The 23,494-nt window shown below is 71.3% G+C and carries 20 protein-coding genes and 1 pseudogene; 11 read left to right on the top strand and 10 right to left on the bottom strand.

Translation table 11 applies throughout. The features are described 5' to 3' along the window. Positions 1 to 4 precede the first annotated feature (4 nt). Entirely contained in the window at positions 5 to 1,384 is a 1,380-nt protein-coding gene (locus ACZ60E_RS14590) for an 8-oxoguanine deaminase (RefSeq protein ID WP_469440527.1), read from the top strand. A 341-nt stretch (positions 1,385 to 1,725) separates the two neighbouring features. After that, entirely contained in the window at positions 1,726 to 3,108 is a 1,383-nt protein-coding gene (locus tag ACZ60E_RS14585; RefSeq protein ID WP_469441186.1) for a nucleobase:cation symporter-2 family protein, read from the top strand. A gap of 70 nt (positions 3,109 to 3,178) precedes the next feature. Here ACZ60E_RS14585 and ACZ60E_RS14580 read toward each other — a convergent pair whose 3' ends face one another. Further along, positions 3,179 to 3,958 (bottom strand): chitosanase, encoded by a 780-nt coding sequence (locus tag ACZ60E_RS14580; RefSeq protein ID WP_469440525.1) that lies wholly within the window; start codon positions 3,956 to 3,958, stop codon positions 3,179 to 3,181. Positions 3,959 to 4,252: 294 nt separating this feature from the next. Then, positions 4,253 to 5,746: an MFS transporter gene (locus ACZ60E_RS14575; RefSeq protein ID WP_469440523.1), complete on the bottom strand. Its 1,494-nt coding sequence runs from the start codon at positions 5,744 to 5,746 to the stop codon at positions 4,253 to 4,255. Positions 5,747 to 5,848: 102 nt separating this feature from the next. Here ACZ60E_RS14575 and ACZ60E_RS14570 point away from each other — a divergent pair, with 102 nt between their 5' ends. Continuing rightward, positions 5,849 to 6,238, top strand: a complete 390-nt coding sequence (locus ACZ60E_RS14570; protein WP_469440521.1) for a winged helix-turn-helix transcriptional regulator — start codon at positions 5,849 to 5,851, stop codon at positions 6,236 to 6,238. An 83-nt stretch (positions 6,239 to 6,321) separates the two neighbouring features. Here ACZ60E_RS14570 and ACZ60E_RS14565 read toward each other — a convergent pair whose 3' ends face one another. Both ACZ60E_RS14565 and ACZ60E_RS14560 read right to left on the bottom strand, forming a co-directional pair. Next, entirely contained in the window at positions 6,322 to 6,966 is a 645-nt protein-coding gene (locus ACZ60E_RS14565) for a hypothetical protein (protein ID WP_469440520.1), read from the bottom strand. 71 nt (positions 6,967 to 7,037) lie between these two features. Next, the gene (locus tag ACZ60E_RS14560) at positions 7,038 to 8,246 is read right to left on the bottom strand and encodes a pyridoxal phosphate-dependent aminotransferase (protein WP_469440518.1); all 1,209 of its coding nucleotides are present in this window, start codon (positions 8,244 to 8,246) and stop codon (positions 7,038 to 7,040) included. Positions 8,247 to 8,332: 86 nt separating this feature from the next. Between ACZ60E_RS14560 and ACZ60E_RS14555 the strand changes: the two genes are divergently transcribed. Next, complete coding sequence (locus tag ACZ60E_RS14555) at positions 8,333 to 8,971, top strand: winged helix-turn-helix transcriptional regulator (protein ID WP_469440517.1); 639 nt, start codon at positions 8,333 to 8,335, stop codon at positions 8,969 to 8,971. Between the two features lie 396 nt (positions 8,972 to 9,367). On the opposite strand, the gene ACZ60E_RS14550 is transcribed toward ACZ60E_RS14555, so the two are convergent. From ACZ60E_RS14550 to ACZ60E_RS14540, 3 genes are read right to left on the bottom strand one after another with little or no spacing between them, the layout of a single operon-like run. Next, positions 9,368 to 10,180: a hypothetical protein gene (locus tag ACZ60E_RS14550; RefSeq protein ID WP_469440516.1), complete on the bottom strand. Its 813-nt coding sequence runs from the start codon at positions 10,178 to 10,180 to the stop codon at positions 9,368 to 9,370. Then, a complete protein-coding gene (locus tag ACZ60E_RS14545) occupies positions 10,180 to 11,454 on the bottom strand; it encodes a VWA domain-containing protein (RefSeq protein ID WP_384806881.1) in 1,275 nt (424 codons plus the stop codon). The genes ACZ60E_RS14550 and ACZ60E_RS14545 overlap by 1 nt, the downstream gene beginning before the upstream one ends. A gap of 9 nt (positions 11,455 to 11,463) precedes the next feature. Then, entirely contained in the window at positions 11,464 to 13,068 is a 1,605-nt protein-coding gene (locus tag ACZ60E_RS14540; RefSeq protein ID WP_469440513.1) for an IucA/IucC family protein, read from the bottom strand. 74 nt (positions 13,069 to 13,142) lie between these two features. Here ACZ60E_RS14540 and ACZ60E_RS14535 point away from each other — a divergent pair, with 74 nt between their 5' ends. Genes ACZ60E_RS14535 through ACZ60E_RS14525 form a run of 3 tightly spaced genes read left to right on the top strand, consistent with a single transcriptional unit; the run spans position 13,143 to position 16,067 of the window. Next, complete coding sequence (locus ACZ60E_RS14535; RefSeq protein WP_469440512.1) at positions 13,143 to 14,768, top strand: IucA/IucC family protein; 1,626 nt, start codon at positions 13,143 to 13,145, stop codon at positions 14,766 to 14,768. A 55-nt stretch (positions 14,769 to 14,823) separates the two neighbouring features. Continuing rightward, positions 14,824 to 15,753 carry a HipA family kinase gene (locus tag ACZ60E_RS14530; RefSeq protein WP_469440508.1) on the top strand — a complete coding sequence of 310 codons (930 nt, stop codon included), beginning with the start codon at positions 14,824 to 14,826 and terminating at the stop codon, positions 15,751 to 15,753. Then, a complete protein-coding gene (locus ACZ60E_RS14525; protein ID WP_469440505.1) occupies positions 15,750 to 16,067 on the top strand; it encodes an Rdx family protein in 318 nt (105 codons plus the stop codon). The genes ACZ60E_RS14530 and ACZ60E_RS14525 overlap by 4 nt, the downstream gene beginning before the upstream one ends. A 19-nt stretch (positions 16,068 to 16,086) precedes the next feature. On the opposite strand, the gene aceB is transcribed toward ACZ60E_RS14525, so the two are convergent. Further along, on the bottom strand, positions 16,087 to 17,721 hold the full coding sequence (aceB, locus tag ACZ60E_RS14520; protein WP_469440502.1) for a malate synthase A: 1,635 nt from the start codon (positions 17,719 to 17,721) through the stop codon (positions 16,087 to 16,089). Positions 17,722 to 17,908: 187 nt separating this feature from the next. Beyond that, entirely contained in the window at positions 17,909 to 18,511 is a 603-nt protein-coding gene (locus ACZ60E_RS14515; RefSeq protein WP_384806898.1) for a nucleotidyltransferase family protein, read from the bottom strand. A gap of 194 nt (positions 18,512 to 18,705) precedes the next feature. Here ACZ60E_RS14515 and ACZ60E_RS14510 point away from each other — a divergent pair, with 194 nt between their 5' ends. Continuing rightward, on the top strand, positions 18,706 to 19,020 hold the full coding sequence (locus ACZ60E_RS14510) for a DUF5955 family protein (RefSeq protein WP_384806901.1): 315 nt from the start codon (positions 18,706 to 18,708) through the stop codon (positions 19,018 to 19,020). Between the two features lie 32 nt (positions 19,021 to 19,052). On the opposite strand, the gene ACZ60E_RS14505 is transcribed toward ACZ60E_RS14510, so the two are convergent. Continuing rightward, complete coding sequence (locus ACZ60E_RS14505; RefSeq protein WP_107016713.1) at positions 19,053 to 19,865, bottom strand: IclR family transcriptional regulator; 813 nt, start codon at positions 19,863 to 19,865, stop codon at positions 19,053 to 19,055. Between the two features lie 308 nt (positions 19,866 to 20,173). Between ACZ60E_RS14505 and allB the strand changes: the two genes are divergently transcribed. From allB to ACZ60E_RS14490, 3 genes and pseudogenes are all read left to right on the top strand, one after another. Then, positions 20,174 to 21,523 carry an allantoinase AllB gene (allB, locus tag ACZ60E_RS14500; protein WP_469440499.1) on the top strand — a complete coding sequence of 450 codons (1,350 nt, stop codon included), beginning with the start codon at positions 20,174 to 20,176 and terminating at the stop codon, positions 21,521 to 21,523. A 116-nt stretch (positions 21,524 to 21,639) separates the two neighbouring features. Then, positions 21,640 to 22,767 carry an allantoicase gene (gene alc / locus ACZ60E_RS14495; protein ID WP_469440497.1) on the top strand — a complete coding sequence of 376 codons (1,128 nt, stop codon included), beginning with the start codon at positions 21,640 to 21,642 and terminating at the stop codon, positions 22,765 to 22,767. A gap of 59 nt (positions 22,768 to 22,826) precedes the next feature. Further along, positions 22,827 to 23,494 (top strand): annotated as a pseudogene (locus ACZ60E_RS14490) (IS5 family transposase); the annotation flags it as partial.

Genomic DNA, 23,494 nt, shown 5'->3' with positions numbered 1-23,494 from the left:
AACCATGGCAGCAGACCGGCGGATCGTCATCGAGAACTGCTCGATCGCGACCGTGGACGCCGACGACACCGAGTACACGTCGGGCCATCTGGTCCTGGCGGGCGACCGCATCGAGTCGCTGGGTGCGGGCAAGGCCCCCGAGTGCCTGGAGAACGTCGTACGCCGGATCGACGCGACCGGCCACCTCGTCACCCCGGGCCTGGTCAACACCCATCACCACTTCTACCAGTGGATCACCCGCGGCCTCGCCACGGACCACAACCTCTTCGACTGGCTCGTCGCCCTGTACCCGACCTGGGCGCGCATCGACGAGCGCATGACGTACGCGGCGGCCCAGGGCTCCCTCGGCATGATGGCCCGCGGCGGAGTCACCACCGCCATGGACCACCACTACGTGTTCCCCGAGGGGTCCGGCGACCTGTCGGGTTCGATCATCCGCGCCGCACGTGAGACGGGTGTCCGCTTCACCCTGGCCCGCGGGTCCATGGACCGCAGCGAGAAGGACGGCGGGCTGCCGCCCGACTTCGCCGTCGAGACCCTCGAAGGCGCCCTCGCCGCCACCGAGGCGACCGTCGACGAACACCACGACGCCTCCTTCGGCGCCATGACCCAGGTGGCCGTCGCACCCTGCTCGCCCTTCTCCGTGTCCACCGAACTCATGCGCCAGGGCGCCGAGTTGGCCCGGCGCAAGGGGGTGCGGCTGCACACCCACGGCTCGGAGACGGTCGAGGAGGAGCAGTTCTGCAAGGAACTGTTCGGCATGGGTCCGACCGACTACTTCGAGTCGACCGGCTGGCTCGGCGAGGACGTGTGGATGGCCCACTGCGTCCACATGAACGACTCCGACATCGCCGCCTTCGCCCGTACGAGGACGGGGGTGGCCCACTGTCCCTCCTCCAACGCCCGTCTGGCGGCCGGGATCGCGCGGGTGCCCGACATGCTCGCGGCCGGCGTCCCCGTCGGCCTGGGTGTCGACGGCACGGCGTCCAACGAATCCGGCGAACTGCACACCGAACTGCGCAACGCCCTGCTCATCAACCGCCTCGGCGCTCACCGCGAGGCCGCCCTGAACGCCCGTCAGGCGCTGCGGCTGGGTACGTACGGCGGAGCCCAAGTCCTGGGCCGGGCGCCGGAGATCGGCTCCCTGGAGCCGGGCAAGCTCGCCGACCTCGTGCTGTGGAAGCTGGACACCCTGGCCCACGCGTCGATCGCCGACCCGGTCACCGCACTCGTCTTCGGCGCCGCGGCGCCGGTCACCGCGTCCTTCGTGAACGGTGAGCAGATCGTCGAGAACAACCGGCTGCTGAACGTCGACGAGGACGCCATCGCCCGCTCCACGCGGGACGAGGCCCAGCGCCTCGCGCGGATCGCCGCGCGGGCCTGACCTCGTCCCCGCCATGATCTCCGGCCGAGGGGGACGGCCCTCGGCCGGTGGCCGCCGACCCGAACGGGGTCCGCGGTGACCGTCTCCGGGGCGCGCGCACGAACTGCCCGCGCCCCGGAACGGTCCCCTTCCGTCCGTACGCCCCGCCACGCCCCCTCCGTGACGGGCGCCGTCCTGCCAGAAAGTCCTGCCGAAAAGACCTCCCTGACACCCACGTCAACGCCGACGTGTACCCGACCGGAGGAGCCGCCGTGGCTGCCCAGCACCTGCCCAGCAGTACGGACGTAAGCGCGACCGGCCCGGAGAAACACCCGGTCGACGAGAAACTCCCCGCCCTGAAGATGGCGACCAGCGGACTGCAGCACGTGGCCGCCATGTACGCCGGAGTGGTCGCCCCGCCCCTGATCGTGGGCGCGGCCGTGGGCCTGACCGCGACCGAACTGACCTTCCTCACCGGTGCCTGTCTGTTCACCGCGGGACTCGCCACCTTCCTGCAGACCCTCGGCATCTGGAAGATCGGCGCCCGCCTGCCCTTCGTCAACGGCGTCACCTTCGCCGGGGTCGCGCCGATGATCGCGGTCGTCAACTCCACCGACGACAAGCGCGACGCGCTGCCGGTCATCTTCGGCGCCGTCATCGTGGCGGGTGTCCTGGGCTTCCTCGCCGCCCCCTTCTTCAGCAAGGCGGTCCGCTTCTTCCCGCCGGTGGTCACCGGCACGGTCATCACCCTCATCGGCATATCCCTGATGCCGGTCGCCTTCGGCTGGGCCCAGGGACCCGACCCGGCCGCCCACGACTACGGCTCGACCACCAATCTGGGCCTGGCGGGCGCGACCCTTCTCATCGTCCTGCTGCTGCGCCGCTTCACCCGCGGATTCGTCAAGCAGATCGCCGTACTGCTGGGCCTGGTGGCCGGCACGCTCGTCGCGATCCCGTTCGGTGTCACCGACTTCGCGCCCGTCGCCGACGCGGCGGTCGTCGGCTTCCCGACGCCGTTCCACTTCGGAGCCCCGCAGTTCCATCTCGCCGCGATCCTCTCGCTGTGCGTGGTGATGGTCGTCTCGATGACCGAATCGACCGCGGACATGCTGGCGTTGGGGGAGATAGTGGGCCGCCCCGCCGACGAGAGGACCATCGCGGCGGGCCTGCGGGCCGACACCCTCGGCTCGGCCGTCAGCCCGCTGTTCAACGGCTTCATGTGCAGCGCCTTCGCCCAGAACATCGGCCTGGTCGCGATGACCCGCATCCGCAGCCGGTACGTCGTGGCCACGGGCGGCGGCTTCCTCGTCCTGATGGGCCTGTGCCCCATGGCCGCGTCGCTGATAGCCGTGGTCCCGCGGCCCGTGCTCGGCGGGGCGGGCGTGGTGCTGTTCGGCTCGGTGGCCGCGAGCGGTATCCAGACCCTCGTCAAGGCCGGTCTGGAGAAGGACAACAACGTCCTGATCGTGGCGGTCTCGCTGGCCGTCGGCATCATCCCGATCACCGCGCCGGAGTTCTACCACGCGTTCCCGGAGACTGCGAAGATCATCCTGGACTCGGGGATCTCGACCGGGTGCGTGGCGGCCGTGGCGCTGAACCTGGTCTTCAACCACCTGGGCGCAAGCCGTGAGTGCGACGAGGTGACGGCACCGATGGAGCCGGGGCCGGGGGTGGGGCCGGGTTCGGTTCCGGCTCCGACGACTCCGGGTGCGGGCACGGGTCCGGGTCCTGTGGCCGCTCGCTGACGGTTCGCGAGCGAGCGGCCACCGGCCCGGTTCTCCGGGCTCCTCGGGTTCCTCAGGTTCCCCTGGCTCCTCAGCCGATGTGGAAACTGTCCCCGTAGACCTGCCAGTCCAGCGGCGGGTTCAGGTTCAGGTTCCGGTTCCTGAGGAACACCCGCTGGGCGGTGTCCACGCGGCTGGTGTCCGAGTGGGCCTCCTCCTGCTTCATCGCCCACACGCGGGCGTCGAGGAAGGCGTTGAGGTACGAGACCTCGTCGCCGCCCTGGGCCGGGGGCTTGGCCCGGCCCAGCGCCCGGTTGCGGATGCTCCCGAAGCTCGTGCTGTCGCCGCCGTTGCCGTGCATGACGATGGCGTCGTAGTACGTGAACTGGCCGAGCGTGCCGATGCCGTCCGCCTTGCCGCGCTGGACCGCGGGGTTGAAGTAGACGCGGTCCCGCTCGTCGTTCTGGGCCTGCTTGAACGCCTGGTCCTGGGCCGCCCGGCGCCAGGCGTCCGGGTAACCGGGGTCCAGCCCCTCGTGCGAGTCGGAGCCGTCGACGCGGCGCAGGGCGGGCAGGTAACCGGCCAGCGGGTTGCCCGGCTTGCGCTGGGTGTACAGCTCGACGAGGTCGAGCATGTCGTGCGTGCCCGAGCAGAACCCGATGATGCCCGCGGTGTAGCCGCGGCCGTCGCCGATGTCCTCGATGTACTGGTACTGCGCCTTCCAGTCCAGCGAGGAGTTCTCCGCGCTGGAGACCAGCTTCATGGCGATCTCCTTCTTCGCCGGGTCGTCGAGGCCGGGGGCCGCGGTGCCTTGGGCGCTCGCGGGGGTGCCGGTGAGGGCTGGGCCTGCCACCAGGGTTGCTCCGATCATCGCGAGGATGGTGCGACGGGAGGAGCTTATGGGGGTGTGGGGGGTGTGCACGGGACCTCCAGTGGGGGTGGGAGTCGCTCTTCCGTACTGTTAGGAAAGTTTCCTACCAGAGATTGAGAGTGACGTATACCCGTCAAGCGTTTTCTCGCCCCCGCCGCCCTTGCCCTTCCCGACCCTGGAGCTGCGCCCCAGACCCCCTGTCGCGCTTGCGCGCTCGTCCTCAAACGCCGGACGGGCTATTGGTCAGCCTCTCCGGCGTTTGAGGAGCGGGGGTTCGGGGGCGGAGCCCCCGAGTCAGTGACGGGAACGGGTAGGGGTGGCGGGGGCGAGAGAATCCCGAGCCGGCCGCAACAGCACCCCCGCAACCACCAACCCCACCCCCGCGATCCCCGCCGCGACGGCGAACGCCAACCGATACCCCTCAGCGGTTGCCACCGCGAACACCTGACCGCCCCGCAGAAGCTGATCCGTACGCCCCGCCGCGAGCGTCGTCAGCACCGCCAGCCCCAACGAACCCCCCACCACCTGCGTGGTGTTGAAGAGCCCGGACGCAAGCCCGGCATCCTCCCCCGCCACCCCGGACATGGCGAGCCCGGTCACCGCAGGCATCGCGGCAGCGAACCCCGCCGCGAGCAACAGCATTGGAGGCAGCACATCGACCACGTACGACCCGGACACCGGTATCCGGCTCATCAGGCCCATCCCGGCCACGATGAGCACGAGCCCGGCGAGCAGCACCCGGTACGCCCCGAAGCGGCCGATCGTCCGCGCCGACAGGCCCAGCATCAGCACCCCGATCAGCACGGGCGCGGGCAGGAACGCCAGTCCCGTCCGCAACTCGTCGTATCCCAGGACCCGTTGGAGGTAGAGCGCCCCGATGTACTGGAACCCGAACATCGTCGCGATCATCAGGATCTGCACACCGTTGGCGCCGGTGAGCAGCCGTGAGCGGAACAGCCTCAGCCGCAGCAGCGGACGCGCGGCCCGCGCCTGCCGCAGGATGAAGCCCGCGAACAGCGCGAGCGAGACCGCGGCCAGGATCAGCGTGCCGCCGACCGACCGCTCTCCGGCGCCGACGATCGTGTAGACCGTGAGCATCAGCGCACCCGTGACCAGCGCGGCCCCCGGATAGTCGGCGCCCCTGCCGAGCCCCGCGCCGCGGTCCGGAGCGAGGACGTGCAGGGCGGCGATCCAGGCGACGATCCCGATCGGCAGATTGACCAGGAAGATCCAGTGCCAGCTGAGCGCCTGGGTGAGCGCCCCGCCGAGGAACGTGCCCAGCGCACCGCCCGCCGCCCCGACCGCGCTGAACACCGCGATGGCCCCGGCCTGTTCACGCGGTTCGGGAAAGAGTGCGATCAGCATGCCCAGGACGACCGCCGAGGTCATCGCCCCGCCGACGCCCTGCAACGCCCGCGCCGCGATCAGCGTGCCCTGGCCGGTGGCGACCCCGCACAGCACCGACGCCACGGTGAACAGGGCGAGGCCCGCGGTGAACATCCGTCGGCGTCCCACCAGATCGCCGAGCCGCCCCACGAGCAGCAGCAGTCCGCCGAAGGGGATCAGATACGCGTTCACGATCCAGGCGAGCCCCGCGGACGAGAAGCCGAGATCGCTCTGGATCGCGGGCATCGCCACGGTCACGACGTTGCCGTCGAGGATCGTCATCAGCGCGCCCCCGCACAGCACGACGAGAGACGCCCGGCGGGAGTACGTTCGCGAGGGGTGTGCGGGCTCCGGACTGTCTTGGGTGAGCCCCGTCGTGCGGGCTCCGATCGGGGACGACATGGTCACGGCCTCCGTATACGTGCTGGACGTTCCATAGGTGCACGACTTGTAACGGAGGACATCGTCAGTGACCATGGAGAGCGGCCGTAAGGAGGCACCCGAATGTCCCAGGGGAACACCCGTGTTACCTCGCAGGTCGTGAACGCGCACGCGTGTCCCGTCCGCGAGGTTCTTGACAGGGTCGCCGGGAAATGGAGCGTTCTGATCATCGTGGCCGCGGCGCACGGACCGATCCGCTTCACCGAACTGGAGCGCAGCATCGAGGGCATCAGTCGCCGCATGCTCACGCTGACCCTGCGCAATCTGGAGCGCGACGGACTCCTCACGCGCACCGTCCACCCGACGGTCCCACCGAAGGTCGAGTACGAACTCACGGCGGTGGCGCATGAGTTGCACGCCTCGCTGCTGGGCCTGACCGACTGGGCGGAACGGCACCGCGTCACGATCGCCGAGTCACGCGCCGCGTACGACGCCCGCCACCAGCCGGAGTGAACCGGTCGGGCCTGGAAGGTCTCGGCGATGATCTGGCGTCAGAGGTCGCACAACCGGCAGTCTGCGCAGGGTCGTTGGGGTCTTCAGGACCGGCGGGGCGAAGCCAGTAGGTAGCGCGCTCCCGTGCGCGGTTCTGCGTGCTCGCTGACCTGCCAGCCGGCGTTCTCCAGCGTCACCGCGCACTCCCGCAGTGCCGCCGCGTCCGGCTCGCGCACGGCGACGGCCTCCGGCTGGGGTGTCGCCCGCACCCGGTATCCCGCGGCGCTGGGGCCCGCCCCCGCCGGGCGCAGTCCCGCCGCCTCCAGGGCCAGGGCGGCGGCCTGCACCAGATGCGTACGTTCCCATGCGCACGGCCGGTCCATGACACCGCCCGTGTTGGTCATCCGGCGCATCTCCAGCAGCCCCTGCCAGGCACCGCGCACCTCACGCAGGCGCGACGGCCCGGCGTCGGCGCTCTCCTCGCCGCCCACCCGCGCGGCGAACACGCCCGAGGCCGAACCGGCGGGTACGGAGGCCTCGGCGGGGGCCGCCACCGGGGCGGCCGGCTCCTCGCGTATCCGGTGCCCGGCCGGTGTGAGGAAGTGGTCGTGCGGCGGACGGGGGTGCCGGAAGGCCAGCCCGTGCCGCACCAGCGCCGCGAGCATGCTCTCCGTACCCCTGAGGCGCCCGCTCACGGGATCGGCGGCGTCGATGACGCGCCGCTGCGCGGCGGTCGGCGGTCGGGTCACGGGATGCTCCTTCCCCAGAGCGGAACTCTTCATCGAGGACGAAGGCTACGACCTGGGTCTGACATCCCCCTCTACTGCCGGTAGCCGCTCAGGAACCGGCCGATCCTGCTGATCGCCGCGTCCAGGTCGTCGGCGTACGGGAGGGTGAGGATGCGGAAGTGGTCGGGGTGCGGCCAGTTGAAGCCGGTGCCCTGGACCACCTGGATCTTCTCGCGCAGCAGCAGGTCGAGGACGAACTTCTCGTCGTCGTGGATCTTGTGGACCGAGGGGTCGAGCCGCGCGAACGCGTACAGCGCGCCCTTCGGTTTCACACAGGAGACGCCGGGGATCTCGTTCAGCTTCTCCCATGCGATGTCACGCTGTTCGCGCAACCGGCCGCCGGGCGCGGTGAGTTCGTGGATGGACTGCCGGCCGCCGAGCGCGGCCTGGATGGCGTACTGCGCCGGGGCGTTGGCGCACAGCCGCATGGAGGCCAGCATGGTGAGGCCCTCCAGATAGCTCTTCGCGTGCTGGCGCGGCCCCGTCACCACCATCCAGCCGGACCGGAAACCCGCCACGCGGTACGTCTTCGACAGGCCGCAGAAGGTGAGGACCACCAGGTCGGGGGCGAGCGCGGCGGCCGTGTGGTGCACGGCGTCGTCGTACAGGATCTGGTCGTAGATCTCGTCCGCGAACACCATCAGACCGTGCCGGCGGGCCAGGTCGAGAATGCCCTCGATGATCTCCTTGGGGTAGACCGCGCCGGTGGGGTTGTTCGGGTTGATGATGACGACGGCCTTCGTGCGGTCCGTGATCTTCGACGCCATGTCGTCGAGGTCCGGGTACCAGTCGGCCTGTTCGTCGCACAGGTAGTGCACGGCCTTGCCGCCCGCGAGGGTCGTCACCGCCGTCCAGAGCGGGAAGTCCGGGGCGGGGATGAGGACTTCGTCGCCGTCCTCCAGGAGGGCCTGGACGGCCATCGAGACGAGTTCGGAGACGCCGTTGCCCAGGAAGACGTCGTCCACGTCGACTTCGAGGCCGCGTTCCTGGTAGCGCTGCGCCACGGCGCGGCGGGCCGACAGGATGCCGCGCGAATCCGTGTAGCCGTGTGCCTGCGGGAGCATCCGGATCATGTCCTGGAGGATCTCCGGCGGGGCCTCGAAGCCGAAGGCCGCGGGGTTGCCCGTGTTGAGGCGCAGCACGCTGTGGCCTGCCTCCTCCAGGGCGTTCGCGTGCTCGATGACCGGGCCCCGGATCTCGTAACAGACCTCGCTGAGCTTGCTCGACTGCCGGAACTCCATGCGGTGCGCACCTCCAGGTTGTGGTGTTGCTTGGTTTTACCAAGTTCACGCTTGGAAAGTCCAACAAGTTGTCTAGACTGCGTCGCATGTCACCTCGCCGAAGCTACGACCAGTACTGTTCCGCTGCCCGGGCGCTCGACGCCGTCGGTGACCGCTGGACCCTCCTGATCGTCCGCGAGCTGCTGGCCGGGCCGCGCCGCTACACGGACCTGCATGCCGATCTGCCCGGGGTGAGCACGGATGTCCTCGCCTCCCGGCTCAAGGACATGGAACGGGACGGTCTGACGACGCGCCGCCGGATGCCGCCGCCGGGGGCGGTGTACGTGTACGAACTCACCGGCCGTGGGCGGGAGTTGCTGCCCGTGCTGCAGGCGCTCGGGGAGTGGGGGGCGCCGCTGCTCGGGGAACGGCGGCCCACGGATGCGGTGCGGGCGCACTGGTTCGCGCTGCCGTTGTTGCGGGCGTTGGAGGGGTTCGGTGAAGGGGTTGTCCAAGTTCGCCTGGACGAGGGGGAGTTCTATGTCCGTGCCGGCGCCGGGGTCGGGGAGCAGCCGGTCTACGGGGAGGGGTCCGCGCCCTCTGCGCCGGACGCTCGGCTCGCCCTGGACACGGAGACGTGCACGGCGCTGTGCCGCGGCGACCTGACACTCGCGGAAGCGATACGCACGCACCGCGTGGCGGTCTCGGGCGAGAGCCCTCTGTCAAAGGCACTGCGCGAACCTTGACCCACCCGGGTGCGTCACCGGCCCACGGGCTCTTGGGCACCCCGGGCCCGAATTCACCTGCGGGTCCGCCGTGGCCGGCCGCGCAGTTCCCCGCGCCCCTGGGTGGGACGGGGCCTGGGGCCGTTGTCGGCTGCGGGTGCGCTGTGGCCGGCCGCGCAGTTCCCCGCGCCCCCTGGGCGGCCCTGGCCGGCCCCCTCAGGGGCGCGAGGAACTGCGCGACAAGCCACGACGCGCCCCGCACCCAACGACGGACGCACGGCCCCCAAAGGGGCGCGGGGAACGGCGCGACAAGCCACGACGCACCCGCAGTCGACGACGTACGCACGGCCCCCGAAGGAGCGCGGGGAACGGCGCGGCCAACCACGATGCACCCGCACACCGGTGACGTGCCCAACGCTACGGCCGCGGCCGCCCCGCTCCGCGTGTCAGTGCGTACCCCCCGATCCCCGCGAGAGCGGCGAGCACACCCCCGATCCCCGTCCAGACCCACCGGTCGGACCACCACCCGGAGGCCCACCCGTCATCCGGCTCGATGCTGGACAGCACGGCCGCAGGCGAGTCGGACTCCTCGTCGTCCGACTCGGCCTCGGCCGCGGCCTTGACCGCGATCCCAGGAACCAACGGCTCGGACAGCGAGCCGTCGACCGCCGCCGCCCCACCGATCTCCTTGGAGTCGACCCGCACCTCGGTGGTCACCGGCAGCCCGAGGTCGGCAGCGGTCAGCCCGACCGTGGTCAGCCGGATGTAGTACGTCCCCGGCAGCGGATCGTCGGCCCACGGCTCGGACCAGGCCCGCACCGTGCGCAGCGTGCAGGACAGCTCCACCGAGCCGACGTCCTGCGCCGCGGTCCGCGTCTGCGCCCCGTACTGGCACGCCTGACGCCGCCGCAGCCCGTCGTACACATCGATCTGCCAGGTCGCGGAGGCGTGCGAGTCCGGCAGTTTCACCTTCGCCTTCACCGTCGGCCGCTGCCCGGCGTCGGCGGGGAACGACCAGTACAGGTAGTCACCCGTGGACGCCCCGGCGGTCGCCCGCTGCCCCTGGTCGACCTCGGCCGCCGTCCGGAAGGACGTCCCCGCCGAGGTGGGCGCGTCGGAGTCGTCCGACGGGCTCGCGGAGGGGGAGGAGTCGGCCACCGCGGGAACCGCCGCGACCCCGAGCAGCAGCAGCCCCGCACTCGCCGCTCTCAACACAAGCTTCGTACGCATCAGTTGGTCCTCCAGACCGCGACCCGCCAGCGCGAGACCCAACCCCACAGCACACCCGCGAGGAAGCCGGTGAGCACCAGTGCGCCGAGCAGCCACCAGCCGCGGCCGAGGCCGAAGGAGGCCACGTCGCTCGACGCGTCGGGCCCGTCCACGATGTCGATGGTCAGTTCGAGCGGCAGACCGGGTGTGGTCTTCACGCCGGAGGCCGCCGAGAAGGAGTTGGCGACCTGGAGGCACACGACCTCGCTCGCGGACCCGGAGTCGTCGGAGTCGTCGCTCTCCGCCTTGGGATAGCGCAGACCGGCCGACATGACGTCGGTCCGCCCGGTGCCGGTGGTCTCGCCGCGCACGATCTCACGGCCGTTCGTGGTGACCGCCCGCAGCGACACCCCGTAGTCGCGGTTGACCTGGCGGTCGGCCGCGACGCTCACCGAGGCGCGCAGTTCGGAGCCGGCCGGCAGGTCCACGCGGTACCAGCGGTGCTGCCCGAACTCCTCACGGTCGGTGTACAGCCCCGACTTGACCTCGGGAGCCTTCGCGCACGCGTCGGCGCCTTCGACGGCGACGGGTGTCACCACCGGGTCGGCCGCACGGTCGACCAACTGGTTGACCTTGTCGGTGAGTTCGTCGGTGTGCTCGACCGAGGTGTACGTGCCGCCGGTCGCCTCCGCGATGCAGCTCAGCTGCTGCCGGAGCTTGGTGTTCGGCACCAGACCCAGCGTGTCGATGGTGAGGCCGATCCCCTTGGCGGCGATCTCGCGTGCCACCTCGCACGGGTCCAGCGGGGCGCAGGTGTCCTCGCCGTCGCTGATGAGGACGATACGGCGGGAGCCCTCACCGCCTTCGAGGTCGTCGGCTGCCTTGAGGAGCGCGGGGCCGATCGGGGTCCAGCCGGTGGGCGACAGGGTCGCGACCGCGGTCTTCGCCTCGGTACGGTCCAACGGCCCGACGGGGTAGAGCTGTTCGGTGTCCTTGCAGCCTGTCTTGCGGTCGTCGCCGCGGTAGTTGGCGCCGAGTGTGCGTATGCCCAGCTCGACCTCTTCGGGGGTCGCGTCGAGGACCTCGTTGAAGGCCTGCTTCGCTGCCGCCATCCGGGACTGGCCGTCGATGTCCCGTGCCCGCATGGAGCCGCTGACGTCGAGGAGCAGGTTCACCTTGGGTGCGGCGGTCCCCGAGGGCTCGTCGGCGACGGCGTCGGGCGGGAGCGCGATCCCGGCCGCCAGGGTGGCGAGCAGGGCGCAGGCGCCCGCCGCCAGCCGTTGTCTTGTGATCATCGACGGATCCTATTGATCAAAGGCACCGCGCTTCAAAACGAGCGGGTCTTCGAGGGGGTTGGGCAGCCGGGCCCAGAGGTCGCCGGGCCGCTCCGGCGACAGCCTCATCAGCGTCAACGCCTTTGCGGGCAGGGGCTGTTCGAGCAGCGCTGTGAGATCCGGGGTGCGCGGCAGGTCCCGTACCGCCGTGGACAGTGCCTCGCGCAGCGCCGGTGCCGAACCCGCCGTCGCCGCCAGCGTGCCCGCGACGAGCGAGCCGAAGAGTTTGCTGCGCAGGACGGATTCGTCGTCCGTGACGATACGGCCCGTCAGGTCGGGGGCCGGGATGCCGTGGCGGGCCAGCCGGGCCGGGCTGATCCGGATGTCCGCCAGGTCGCGGTACACGAGCCGCACCGGGTCACCGGCGGGGGAGAGCACGACGAGCAGGTTCTGGCCGTGCGCCTCCAGGGCGACGCCGAGGTCGAGCAGCCGCAGTCCCACGGTGAGCGCGAGCCGGCTGAACTCCGCCAGCCAGCGCGGGGACCGGGGCAGGACGCCCGCGGCGAGAGCGGCCACCGGGACGACCTGCTCGCCCGCCGCCGCGTACAACTCGGGGGACTCCCGTGAGACGGCCGCCAGGTCGGCGGAGCCTGCGGTGACCGCGCCCAGGGTCCGGGTGATGTGCAGCAGTCCGTCCAGGCGCCCGGCCATCGACTCCATGAACGCCGACACGGTCGCCGCCGACGTGATCGAGTACACCGAGATGTCCCGCACGGAGGACGTCAGCCGGGCGCTGAGCGCGGTCTTGACGTGCGGTCCGTCCGGCACGGCCAGGGTGCGCAGCGACATCAGGGGATGCGCGGCCATGCCGTCCCCGACGGGCTTCTCGTCCTTGAGGACATGCCGGGCCTGCCACGGATGGACGGGGATCAGCAGCCGCCCCGCCTCCCGGTACGGCCATTCGCCCGTCGACCGGCAGTCGTCCTCCCGTACGGCGACCAGGCCCAGCCGCACCACCGGCCGGTGCTCGGGGGCGTACGCCAGCTGCTCGGCCACCGAGAACCCGGGCCGGGAACGGCAGTTGGGATGGAAGGGATGGCCGTCGACGACCCGCTGCTCCCACTCCCAGAGTGTGCGCGGACCCTCCGACGGGCCGTTCCCAGGCGCCTGGTTGGCGCGTGACAAGGCCAACGAGGCGACGCTGTCGGCGAGTTCGGCGGCGAAGGGCCGGCAGTGCGGAAGTCCGAGCGCCGTCATCAGCGCCGCCGGATGGTCGTACGCCGTCCCGTCCAGCTCGACCTCCGTGACGGTCGAGGCCGTCGCGTACGCGTCCGGGCGCGGCCCGTGCAGTCGGCGGCCGTCGGCCAGCCGCAGCGTCGGACCGTCGTGCCCGGCCTCGTGGTGCGTGACCCACGGCAGCGGCTCAAGGGCGAGCCCGCGCCACAACCGGGTCAGCACGGCAGAGCGGGCGCCGGGGAGTTCGGCCGCGTACGGGGAGAGCAGGTCGGGGCGTACCGTGCGCAGCTCGGCGGCGAGAGCGGTCTCGGTCTCGGCCGGGGTGCGGGGAGGATGCACAGGGGCTCCTAGGGTGAGGGGACGCCGTCCGGCCGGGTACGACGCCGGACATCCGGACATACTCAGCGCAAGTGCACCGTATGCAACGAACGGATCGCGTGGATCACATGCCCCCCGTGCCACCCATGCAGCCCATGCCCCCCATCCCGTCCGGGCCCTCCGCGTCCTCCGCGCAGGCCACCGACGGCGTCGCCGAAGCGGCGGACGCGATCGCGGCGGCACCGCTGCTCAACTGCCTGCTGCGGGAGATCGGCGCGCCCGAGTTCGATCCGGAGACCCAAAACCAGACCCAGCCGGGCCCGGAGCACGCGCCCGGCGCCCGGCGTGTGTACCGGCTGCCCGCAGGGGAGCGGCTCCTGCGCGTGCGCGACGGGCGCCGGCCCCGCGACCCGGAGCTGTTCGACGACGACACCTGGCAGCGGCTCGGCCACGCCGAACTGGTCAAACTCGCCGCCGAGGAGCTGCGCCTGCACACCGGCCTGTCCAACTCCGAGCTGCCCGCCGAGATGACCGACAGCCGGGACGCCGTGGCGGCGATCCTGGCGGCCAGGGCGGGCACGGCCCCGCCGCCGGACCCGTACCGCCGCTCCGAGCAGTCCCTGATCACCGGGCATCCCCACCACCCCGCCCCCAAGGCGCGCGGCGGCGGCCCGGTCACCGGCTGGCTCCCGTACGCCCCCGAGGCGTACGCCGACTTCCCGCTGACACTCCTCGGTCTGCGCGAGGACGTCTGCGTGCAGGACGGCGACACGAGCGCCCTGCACGCCCTCGGCGAAGCCCCCGACGGCTACCGGCTGCTCCCCGCCCACCCGTGGCAGCTCGACCTCGTCGGCGGCAGCCCGGAGATCCGCGAGGCGTTCGCCGACGGCCGCCTCGTACACCTCGGGCCTTCGCCGTGGTCGGCCTGGCCCACGGCGGCCGTCCGCACCCTGTACGTTCCCGGCGCCGACCTCTTCGTGAAGTTCAGCCTCGACGTCCGCATCACGAACGACATCCGGCGCCTGTGGCGGCACGACCTCCTCGCGCTGCGGCGTACGGACGCCGCCGTGACGGAGGCCTTCCGCACCCTCCCCGGCGGCGCGGCCTGGCTGAGCGACCGCGGCTACCGCACGGCGGACTTCGCCTTCGAGGAACTGGCCGTACTCGTGCGTGACGGTCTGGACGGGCATGTGACCCCCGGTTCGACTCCGCTGCTGGCGGCCGCGCTGACGGAGGGCGGGGGAGGCCCGTACGACCCACCGGGCACGGCCGACCTGGCCGGCTTCGACGGAAACCCTCTGGACACCCTCGCCGATCCGGCAGCCTGGTGGACCGCGTATCTGCGCCAAGTCGTCCCGCCCGTACTGGAGTTGTTCGCCCGGCACGGGGTCGTACTCGAAGCGCATCTGCAGAACACGGTGGTGGCCGTGGACGCGGACGGCACCCCCGTGCAGGCGCTGTTCCGGGACGCCGAGGGCGTGAAGCTGCTGCCGGACGTGACACGGGAGGCCGGGTGGGAGCGCCTGGTGTACTGCCTGATCGTGAACAACCTGCTGGAGATCGCGGACGCCCTGCGCGAGCGGTATCCGGATCTCGACCCGTGGGAGCCCGCGCGCCGGGAGCTGGCGCGGTACGCCCCGGAGCTGCCCGAGGCGGCGGACCTCCCCTGTTCCCCGACCCTGCCCAGCAAGACGAACCTGCTGCTGCGCTGGACCGGGGCGGACGGCGCCGACGCACGCTACCGGCCGGTCCCGAACCCCCTGCGCGCGCCGGACGCCTGACCGGCACCGCGGGCGCCCGACCGACATCTCGGGCGACTGAATTACAGTGGCGGATGTGCTGCGCCAAGTGACCGCCGACCGATACGTGACCCCGCTGCGGGCGGGCGGCTCCGTGCCCGGAGTCGTCGAGGCCGACGACCTGGGGACGTACGTCGTGAAGTTCACCGGCTCGGCGCAGGGGCTGAAAGCGCTGGTCGCCGAGGTGATCGTGGGGGAACTGGCACGCGCCCTGGGCCTGCGGTTCCCCGAGCTGGTGCTGGTGGACTTCGACCCGGCGATCGCCGCGGACGAACCGCACCAGGAGGTCCAGGACCTGCTGCGGGCCAGCGCCGGGCTCAACCTCGGCATGGACTATCTGTCGGGCGCGGTGGACTTCACCCCCGAGATCGCGCAGACGTTCCACGTCGACCCGCTGGAAGCGGGCCGGATCGTCTGGCTGGACGCCCTCACGGTCAACGTGGACCGTACGAGGCACAGCTCGAACCTGATGATCTGGCCCACGCTCGGCGTCGCGCCCCCGAAGCTGTGGCTGATCGACCACGGGGCCGCGCTGGTCTTCCACCACCGCTGGGACGCGTCGGCCCCGGAGAAGTCGGCTCCGGAGAAGGCGTACGACTTCCGGCAGCACGCGCTCGGCGGCCACACCCCCGACACCCGCGCCGCGGACGCCGAACTCGCGCCCCGGGTCACGGAGGAACTGCTGCGCGCGATCACGGCCGAGGTGCCCGACGCCTGGCTCGCCGACGAGCCCGGTTTCGCGACGCCCGACGACGTCCGCGAGGCGTACGTCGGCTATCTCCTCGCCCGGGTCAGGGCCTCCGCGGCCTGGCTCCCCACCGACTTCCCCACCCGGGAACAGCTCGCGGACGAGGACGCCCGCCGGGCCGCGAAGACACAGCAGGGCCGGCCGGACTGGCTCAAGCGGGTCCCCGACCTGCACGGCAAACCGGCGGCGCAACAGGATTGGTCGGTACACCTCGGATGACCACGGACAACACACCCGCCGTCGCGCCCGCCGCCACGGCCGGGCAGCCGCACCGCGTGCAGATCGAGTACTGCACCCAGTGCCGCTGGCTGCCCCGCGCCTCCTGGCTCGCCCAGGAACTGCTCACCACCTTCGAGCAGGAGCTGACCGAGCTGGCGCTCAAGCCCGGCACCGGCGGCGTCTTCGTCGTACGTGTCGACGACGAGGTGGTCTGGGACCGCCGCGAGCAGGGTTTCCCCGAGCCGACGGCCGTGAAGCGCCTGGTACGCGACCGAGTGGCCCCGGAGAAGTCCCTGGGCCACTCGGAGCGGTAGTACCTGTCCCGGCCGGCGCTCAGCCGGTCAGCTGCTCGTACGCGGGCAGCGTCAGGAAGTCCGCGTAGTCCTCGTCGAGCGCGACCGTGAGCAGCAGGTCGTGCGCCTGCTGCCAGCGCCCGGCCGCGAAGGCCTCCTCGCCGATCTCGGCGCGGATGTCCGCCAGCTCCCGCGCCGCGATCTCACGGGCCAGTTCGGGCGTCGCCTTCACGGACTCCCCGGCGTGCTCGAACTCCACGCCCGCGTTGATCCACTGCCAGATCTGCGAGCGCGAGATCTCCGCCGTGGCCGCGTCCTCCATCAGATTGAAGATGGCGACGGCACCGAGCCCGCGCAGCCACGCCTCGATGTAACGGATGCCGACCTGAACGGCGTTGACCAGCCCGTCGTACGTGGGACTGGCGTCGAGGGAGTCGACGGCGATCAGGTCGGCGGCCTTCACGTCGACCTCCTCGCGCAGCCGGTCCTTCTGGTTCGGCCGGTCGCCGAGCACGGCGTCGAAGGACGCCATCGCGATCGGCACGAGGTCCGGGTGGGCCACCCACGACCCGTCGAAACCGTCGCCCGCCTCGCGGTCCTTGTCGGCCTTGACCTTCTCGAAGGCGACCTTGTTGACCTCCTCGTCGCGCCGCGACGGGATGAACGCCGCCATGCCGCCGATGGCGTGCGCCCCGCGCTTGTGGCAGGTGCGGACGAGGAGTTCGGTGTACGCGCGCATGAACGGGGCCGTCATCGTCACCGCGTTGCGGTCCGGCAGGACGAACTTCCGCCCGCCGTCACGGAAGTTCTTCACGATGGAGAAGAGGTAGTCCCAGCGGCCCGCGTTCAACCCCGAGGCGTGGTCGCGCAGTTCGTAGAGGATCTCCTCCATCTCGTACGCCGCCGTGATCGTCTCGATCAGGACGGTCGCGCGGACGGTGCCCTGCGGGATGCCGACATGGTCCTGCGCGAAGACGAACACCTCGTTCCAGAGGCGCGCCTCCAGGTACGACTCCGTCTTCGGGAGGTAGAAGTACGGGCCCTTGCCGAGGTCGATGAGCCGCTGCGCGTTGTGGAAGAAGTACAGGCCGAAGTCGACGAGCGCGCCGGGGACCGGGGTGCCGTCGGCGTCGACGAGATGACGCTCGTCCAGGTGCCAGCCGCGCGGGCGCGTCACGACGGTCGCCAGTTCCTCCGGTGCCTTCAGCGCGTACGACTTGCCGGTGCGCTCGTCCGTGAAGTCGATGGAGCGGGTGTAGGCGTCGAGCAGGTTGACCTGGCCCAGGATCACGTTCTCCCAGGTCGGCGCGGAGGCGTCCTCGAAGTCCGCGAGCCACACCTTGGCACCCGAGTTGAGCGCGTTGATGGTCATCTTGCGGTCGGTGGGACCGGTGATCTCCACCCGGCGGTCGTTCAGGGCCTCGGGCGACGGGGCCACCCGCCAGGAGTCGTCCGCGCGGACGGCGGCCGTCTCGGGGAGGAAGTCGAGCGTGGAGGTACGGGCGATCTCGGCGCGGCGCTCGCCGCGGCGGGCCAGGAGCTCGTCACGCCTGGGCGTGAACCGCCGGTGCAACTCGGCGACGAAGGCGAGGGCCGCGTCGGTCAGGACCTCCTCCTGCCGGGGCAGGGGCTCGGCGTCGACGAGGGCCAGCGGGGACGGCGCTGGTGCGGACATGAGCTGTCACTTCCTTCAGCGAACGTGGCACCGGGTGCCAGTCGACCGGGTTACGGCGGTGAACGCCCGTCGAGGGGCCGGGCGCTTCTGATCAGTGGATACTAGTTTCCTCATGGTGGAAGTTCAATGTTTTGTTGACGTCGAGACTCTCCGGATCGAGACAAGGCGGCGCTCAGTGCCATCTCGCTCACTCTAGGTACCGGGCGAGGTCCGCCGCCGTGTCGATGTCGTAGGGCTGTGCCACGTCCGCGCACTCGACGAGAGTGATCGCGTCCGCGTGCGCCTTCAGATAGGCGCGTGCCCCCTGGTCGCCGGTCGCAGTCGCGGCGATCCCCGCCCAGTGGTCGGCGCCGAGCAGGACGGGGTGGCCCCGCTTCCCCTCGTACGAGGCCGAGGCGAGCGTCGCGGGGGAGCGGAGGGCGGCCAGCAGCCGGGCCGTGGCCCGCGGTCCGATGCCCGGCTGGTCGACCAGGGACACCAGGGCGGCCGGGGCCCCCGTACCCCGCAGGGACTCCAGCCCGGCCCGCAGCGAGGACCCCATCCCCTCCTCCCACTCCGGGTTGTCCACCAGCACGCACCCGGAGAGGTCGGCCCGCTCCCGTACAGCGTCCGCCCGCGCTCCGAGAACCACATGGATCCGGGTGCAGCCGGCCTCGCGCAGCACCCCGGCCGCGTACTCCACCAGGGGGCGCCCGCGGTGTTCGAGGAGCGCCTTGGGCCGTCCGCCGAGGCGCCGGCCGCCGCCCGCGGCGAGCAGGAGTCCGGCCACCTGGCCGTCGTTGTCCGTCATTCCTCCTGCATACCTGACCCGCGGGCGGGATCAGGATGTCCGGGGCCTGAATTTCGGTCCGTGCGGTGGCGCCCACCGCACCGGGTGGCGTTTACTTGCCCGCGTCCCCGGCGCCCGACCGACGCCTCGGGGCGGTCGGGCGGGAGAGGTCAGGCCGTGCGCCGGGCGGCGGGCGGCGCGCCAGGGGGAGAGCTGTGTTGCGGAGCTTGGGACAGAGGTCAGTGACCGGCAGCGACGAAGATCCGAGAGTGGCGGAGTTGCGTGCCGCCGTGTCCAGGCTGCGCCGCGAACTCGCCGCACTCCCGGCCGAGTTCCCCGACCGCGGCATCGCGGAGGACGAACTCGCGGCGCTCGCCGCGATGGCCGTCAGCGGCCTCCCCGAGATCCCGCGCCTGCGCCGCTCGCTCTTGCTGGTCGCCGGTTCCATCGGCTCGGTCAGCGCGCTGGCCACCGGACTCGCCGCGGTACGCAGCGCGGTCGAGCTCTTCGGAGAGCCGCCGCGCCGGTAACTCCCGCGCGGGGCAGGCTGGTTGGGGGCCGCTCAGGCCGCCGGGCCCGAGTTCGCCAGCGCCTCGGACAGCTCCACCGCGACCTGCTGCAGCACGGGCACGATCCGCTCGGTGGCCGTCTCCGTGACACGGCCGGCCGGTCCGGAGATGGAAATCGCCGCGGCCGTGGGGGAGTTGGGCACGGAGACCGCGAGACAGCGGACCCCGATCTCCTGCTCGTTGTCGTCCACCGCGTAACCGGCGCGGCGCACCTCTTCCAGCGCGCTCAGGAAGCCGTCCGGTGTCGTGATCGTCTTGTCCGTGGCGGCGGGCATGCCCGTACGGGACAGCAGGGCGCGCACCTCGTCGGCCGGGACGTGGGCCAGCAGGGCCTTGCCGACGCCGGTGGAGTGCGGCAGCACCCGGCGGCCCACCTCGGTGAACATCCGCATCGAGTGCTTCGACGGCACCTGTGCCACGTACACGATCTCGTCGCCGTCGAGCAGCGCCATGTTCGCCGTCTCGCCGGTCTCCTCGACCAGCCGGGCCAGATAGGGCCGGGCCCAGGTGCCGAGCAGCCGGGACGCGGACTCGCCGAGCCGGATCAGGCGCGGGCCGAGCGCATAGCGCCGATTGGTCTGCTGACGTACATAACCGCAGACCACGAGCGTGCGCATCAGGCGGTGGATGGTGGGCAGGGGCAGCCCGCTGCTCGCGGACAGCTCGCTCAGTCCGACCTCGCCACCCGCGTCCGCCATCCGCTCCAGCAGGTCGAAGGCGCGCTCTAGGGACTGGACGCCACCGCCGGCGGCAGCCGGCTTGGTGGCGACCTCGGCGGAGGCGTCGCTGGCGCTGGACGTCGGCACGGGCGCGGTCCTTTCAGACGGGCAGGCAGGTGGGAAGCCTACCCGGCAGTTGGTTGACTGCACGGCTGCGTGAGATTAAGTTCTGCTCTACGGAAGTGTATTTCCGCTTTGTGGAAACGTCCAGTGGCTGTCGTGTGCGGGGTCGGTGCCGAAGCCGGCTCTTGACGGCATGGGGTGCGGAGTGAAGACTCCTTCAACAGAACGTTGAATTTCGTTACGCGGAAGTTAACGGCGGCGGTGGACGTCCGGCAGGAGGCTTCCGGTACGAGGCCTCCGACACGAGACGTCCGGCATGGAAAGGGGTCCCGGTGTCCGACGACGGCTTGGTCCAACTGGTCCTGCGCTCGACGCGCGTCATCACTCCGGAAGGGACGCGCGCGGCCTCGGTCGCCGTCTCCGCGGGACGGATCACGGCCGTGCTCGCGCACGACGCCGAGGTGCCCGCCGGGGCCCGGCTGGAGGACTTCGGTGACGACGTCCTGCTGCCCGGACTCGTCGACACCCACGTGCACGTCAACGATCCGGGCCGCACGGAGTGGGAGGGCTTCTGGACCGCCACGCGCGCCGCGGCGGCCGGCGGCATCACGACCCTGGTCGACATGCCCCTCAACTCCCTGCCGCCCACCACGACGGTCGGCCACCTCCGTACGAAGGAGGACGTCGCCCGTGCCAAGGCGCACATCGACGTCGGGTTCTGGGGCGGCGCCCTGCCCGACAACGTCAAGGATCTGCGGCCGCTGCACGACGCGGGCGTCTTCGGCTTCAAGGCGTTCCTGTCGCCCTCCGGGGTCGACGAGTTCCCCGAACTGGACCAGGACCAACTCGCCCAGTCCCTCGCGGAGATCGCCGGATTCGGCGGACTGCTGATCGTCCACGCCGAGGACCCGCACCACCTCGCGGCGGCCCCGCAGAAGAGCGGCCGCAAGTACGCCGACTTCCTGGCCTCGCGACCCCGCGACGCCGAGGACACCGCCATCGCGAACGTCATCGCCCAGGCCGGTCGCCTCGACGCCCGCGTCCACGTCCTGCACCTGTCGTCCAGCGACGCGCTCCCGCTGATCGCGGCCGCCAAGCGCGAGGGCGTACGGGTCACGGCGGAGACCTGTCCGCACTATCTGACACTCACCGCCGAGGAAGTCCCGGACGGGGCGAGCGAGTTCAAGTGCTGCCCGCCCATCCGCGAGGCCGCGAACCAGGACCTCCTGTGGCAGGCGCTGGCCGACGGCACGATCGACTGCGTGGTCACCGACCACTCGCCGTCCACGGCCGACCTGAAGACCGACGACTTCGCGACCGCGTGGGGCGGCATCTCCGGGCTCCAGCTCAGCCTGTCGGCCGTCTGGACGGAGGCCCGCAAGCGCGGGCACACCCTGGAGGACGTGGTCCGCTGGATGTCCTCGGGCACGGCGGAACTGGTCGGCCTCGACGACCGCAAGGGCGCCATCGAGGCGGGCCGCGACGCCGACTTCGCGGTCCTCGCCCCCGACGAGACGTTCACCGTCGACCCGGCGGCGCTCCAGCACCGCAACCGCGTCACCGCGTACGCGGGCCGGACCCTGTACGGCGTGGTCCGCTCCACCTGGCTGCGCGGTGAACGCGTGCTGTCCGAGGGCGAGTTCACCGCTCCGGCCGGTCAACTCCTCACCCGCCGAGGGTAGCCAGAGCCACAGGTGGTCACAGCCACAGGCAGTCAGAGCCACAAGCAGTCACACGCCGACGTCCGGCAACCGCCCCGCACCCGCGGCGGCCGACCCCGAAAGGAAGACCTGATCACGTGACCGAGCAGCAGCCCTCTCCGGCTCGTTTCACCGGCGACGCGAACCCCTACGGAGGCGGTGACCCGTACGCGGACCACCGCACCGCCGACTTCCCCTTCACCCGCTACGCCAACCTCGCGGACCGGCAGCTCGGCGCCGCGGTCGTCGCCGCCAACGACGAGTTCTTCGCCCACCGCGAGAACCTGCTGCTGCCCGAGCCGGCCGAGTTCGACCCCGAGCGCTTCGGGCACAAGGGCAAGGTCATGGACGGCTGGGAGACCCGCCGCCGACGCGGTACCTCCGCCGATCATCCATGGCCCACGGACGACGACCACGACTGGGCGCTCGTACGCCTCGGCGCCCCCGGAGTCGTGCACGGGATCGTCGTCGACACCGCCCACTTCCGCGGCAACTACCCGCAGGCGGTGTCCGTCGAAGGGACCTCGGTACCCGGCTCGCCGTCCCCCGAGGACCTCCTCGCGGACGACGTCAAGTGGACAACTCTCGTACCCCGTACGGAGGTCGGCGGCCACGCGGCCAACGGGTTCGCCGTCGACGCCGGACAACTCGTCACCCACCTCCGCGTCAACCAGCACCCGGACGGCGGCATCGCGCGCCTCCGCGTCCACGGCGAGGTCGTCCCCGACCCGCAGTGGCTGTCCGTCCTCGGCAGCTTCGACGTGGTCGCCCTGGAGAACGGCGGCCACGTGGAGGACGCCTCCAACCGCTTCTACTCGTCGCCCACCAACACCATCCAGCCCGGCCGTTCCCACAAGATGGACGACGGCTGGGAGACGCGGCGGCGGCGCGACCGGGGCCACGACTGGATCCGCTACCAGCTCGTCGCACGGTCCGAGATCCGCGCGATCGAGATCGACACGGCCTATCTGAAGGGCAACTCGGCGGGCTGGGCGTCGGTCTCCGTCCGCGACGGCGCGGACGGAGACTGGCAGGAAGCCCTGCCCCGAACCCGCCTCCAGCCCGACACGAACCACCGCTTCGTCCTCCCCACGGCGGCCGTGGGCACGCACGCGCGCGTGGACATCTATCCGGACGGCGGAATCTCACGCCTGCGGCTGTTCGGGGCGCTGACGGAGGAGGGGGTGTCGGGGTTGACGGCCCGACACCGGCAGCTCGGCGGGTAGGACTAGGACTCGTCCGGCCGATCATGTGACCGCTTCATGTCCGGGTCGTTGCTGTGGACATGGGGCGGGGTGATCTGAGTGATGCCGAGTGGGAGCGGCTGCGGCCGTTCCTGCCGGTTAGTAACGGGCGTTGTGGCAGGTGGCGGGATCACCGGCAGGTGATCGACGGGATTCTGCATAGGGTTCGGACCGGGGTGCAGTGGCGTGACCTTCCGGAACGGTTTGGGCCGTGGAAGACGGTCTACGAACGGCACCGGCTGTGGTCGGCCGACGGGACATGGGAGCGTCTGCTCCAGCAGGTCCAGGCCGCGGCGGATGCGGCGGGTGAGATCGACTGGGACGTATCGGTCGACTCCACCATCGTGCGGGCGCATCAGCACACGGCAGGCGCCTGCGTCGACCCACCGCCGGCCCTCGCCTCCCAGGGGGCGGAAGTCCCAGAACACCAGGACGAAACGCCGTGGCAAGCCTGCACGCCCGCCTGGTGGAGGCGGTGCGGGAGGTGAGGGCCTTGGCCGCTCGCGCGGCGGCTTCACTACAAAAATCCACCTGAGCGCGGACGGCCGTTGCCGCCCACTTTCCTTGATCGTCACACCCGGTCAGCGGGCGGACTGCACGCAGTTCAAACCGGCGCTGGAGAAGATCCGCGTCCCGAGGTTCGGTCCGGGCAGGCCCCGCAAGAAGCCGGACAGCGTCGCTGCCGACAAGGCATACAGCAACGGACCTT

It is taken from the genome of Streptomyces sp. NPDC102514 (genome assembly GCF_055584525.1).
Note: the sequence above shows the minus strand (reverse complement) of the source record. Positions and strands in the feature narration are given on the sequence as shown.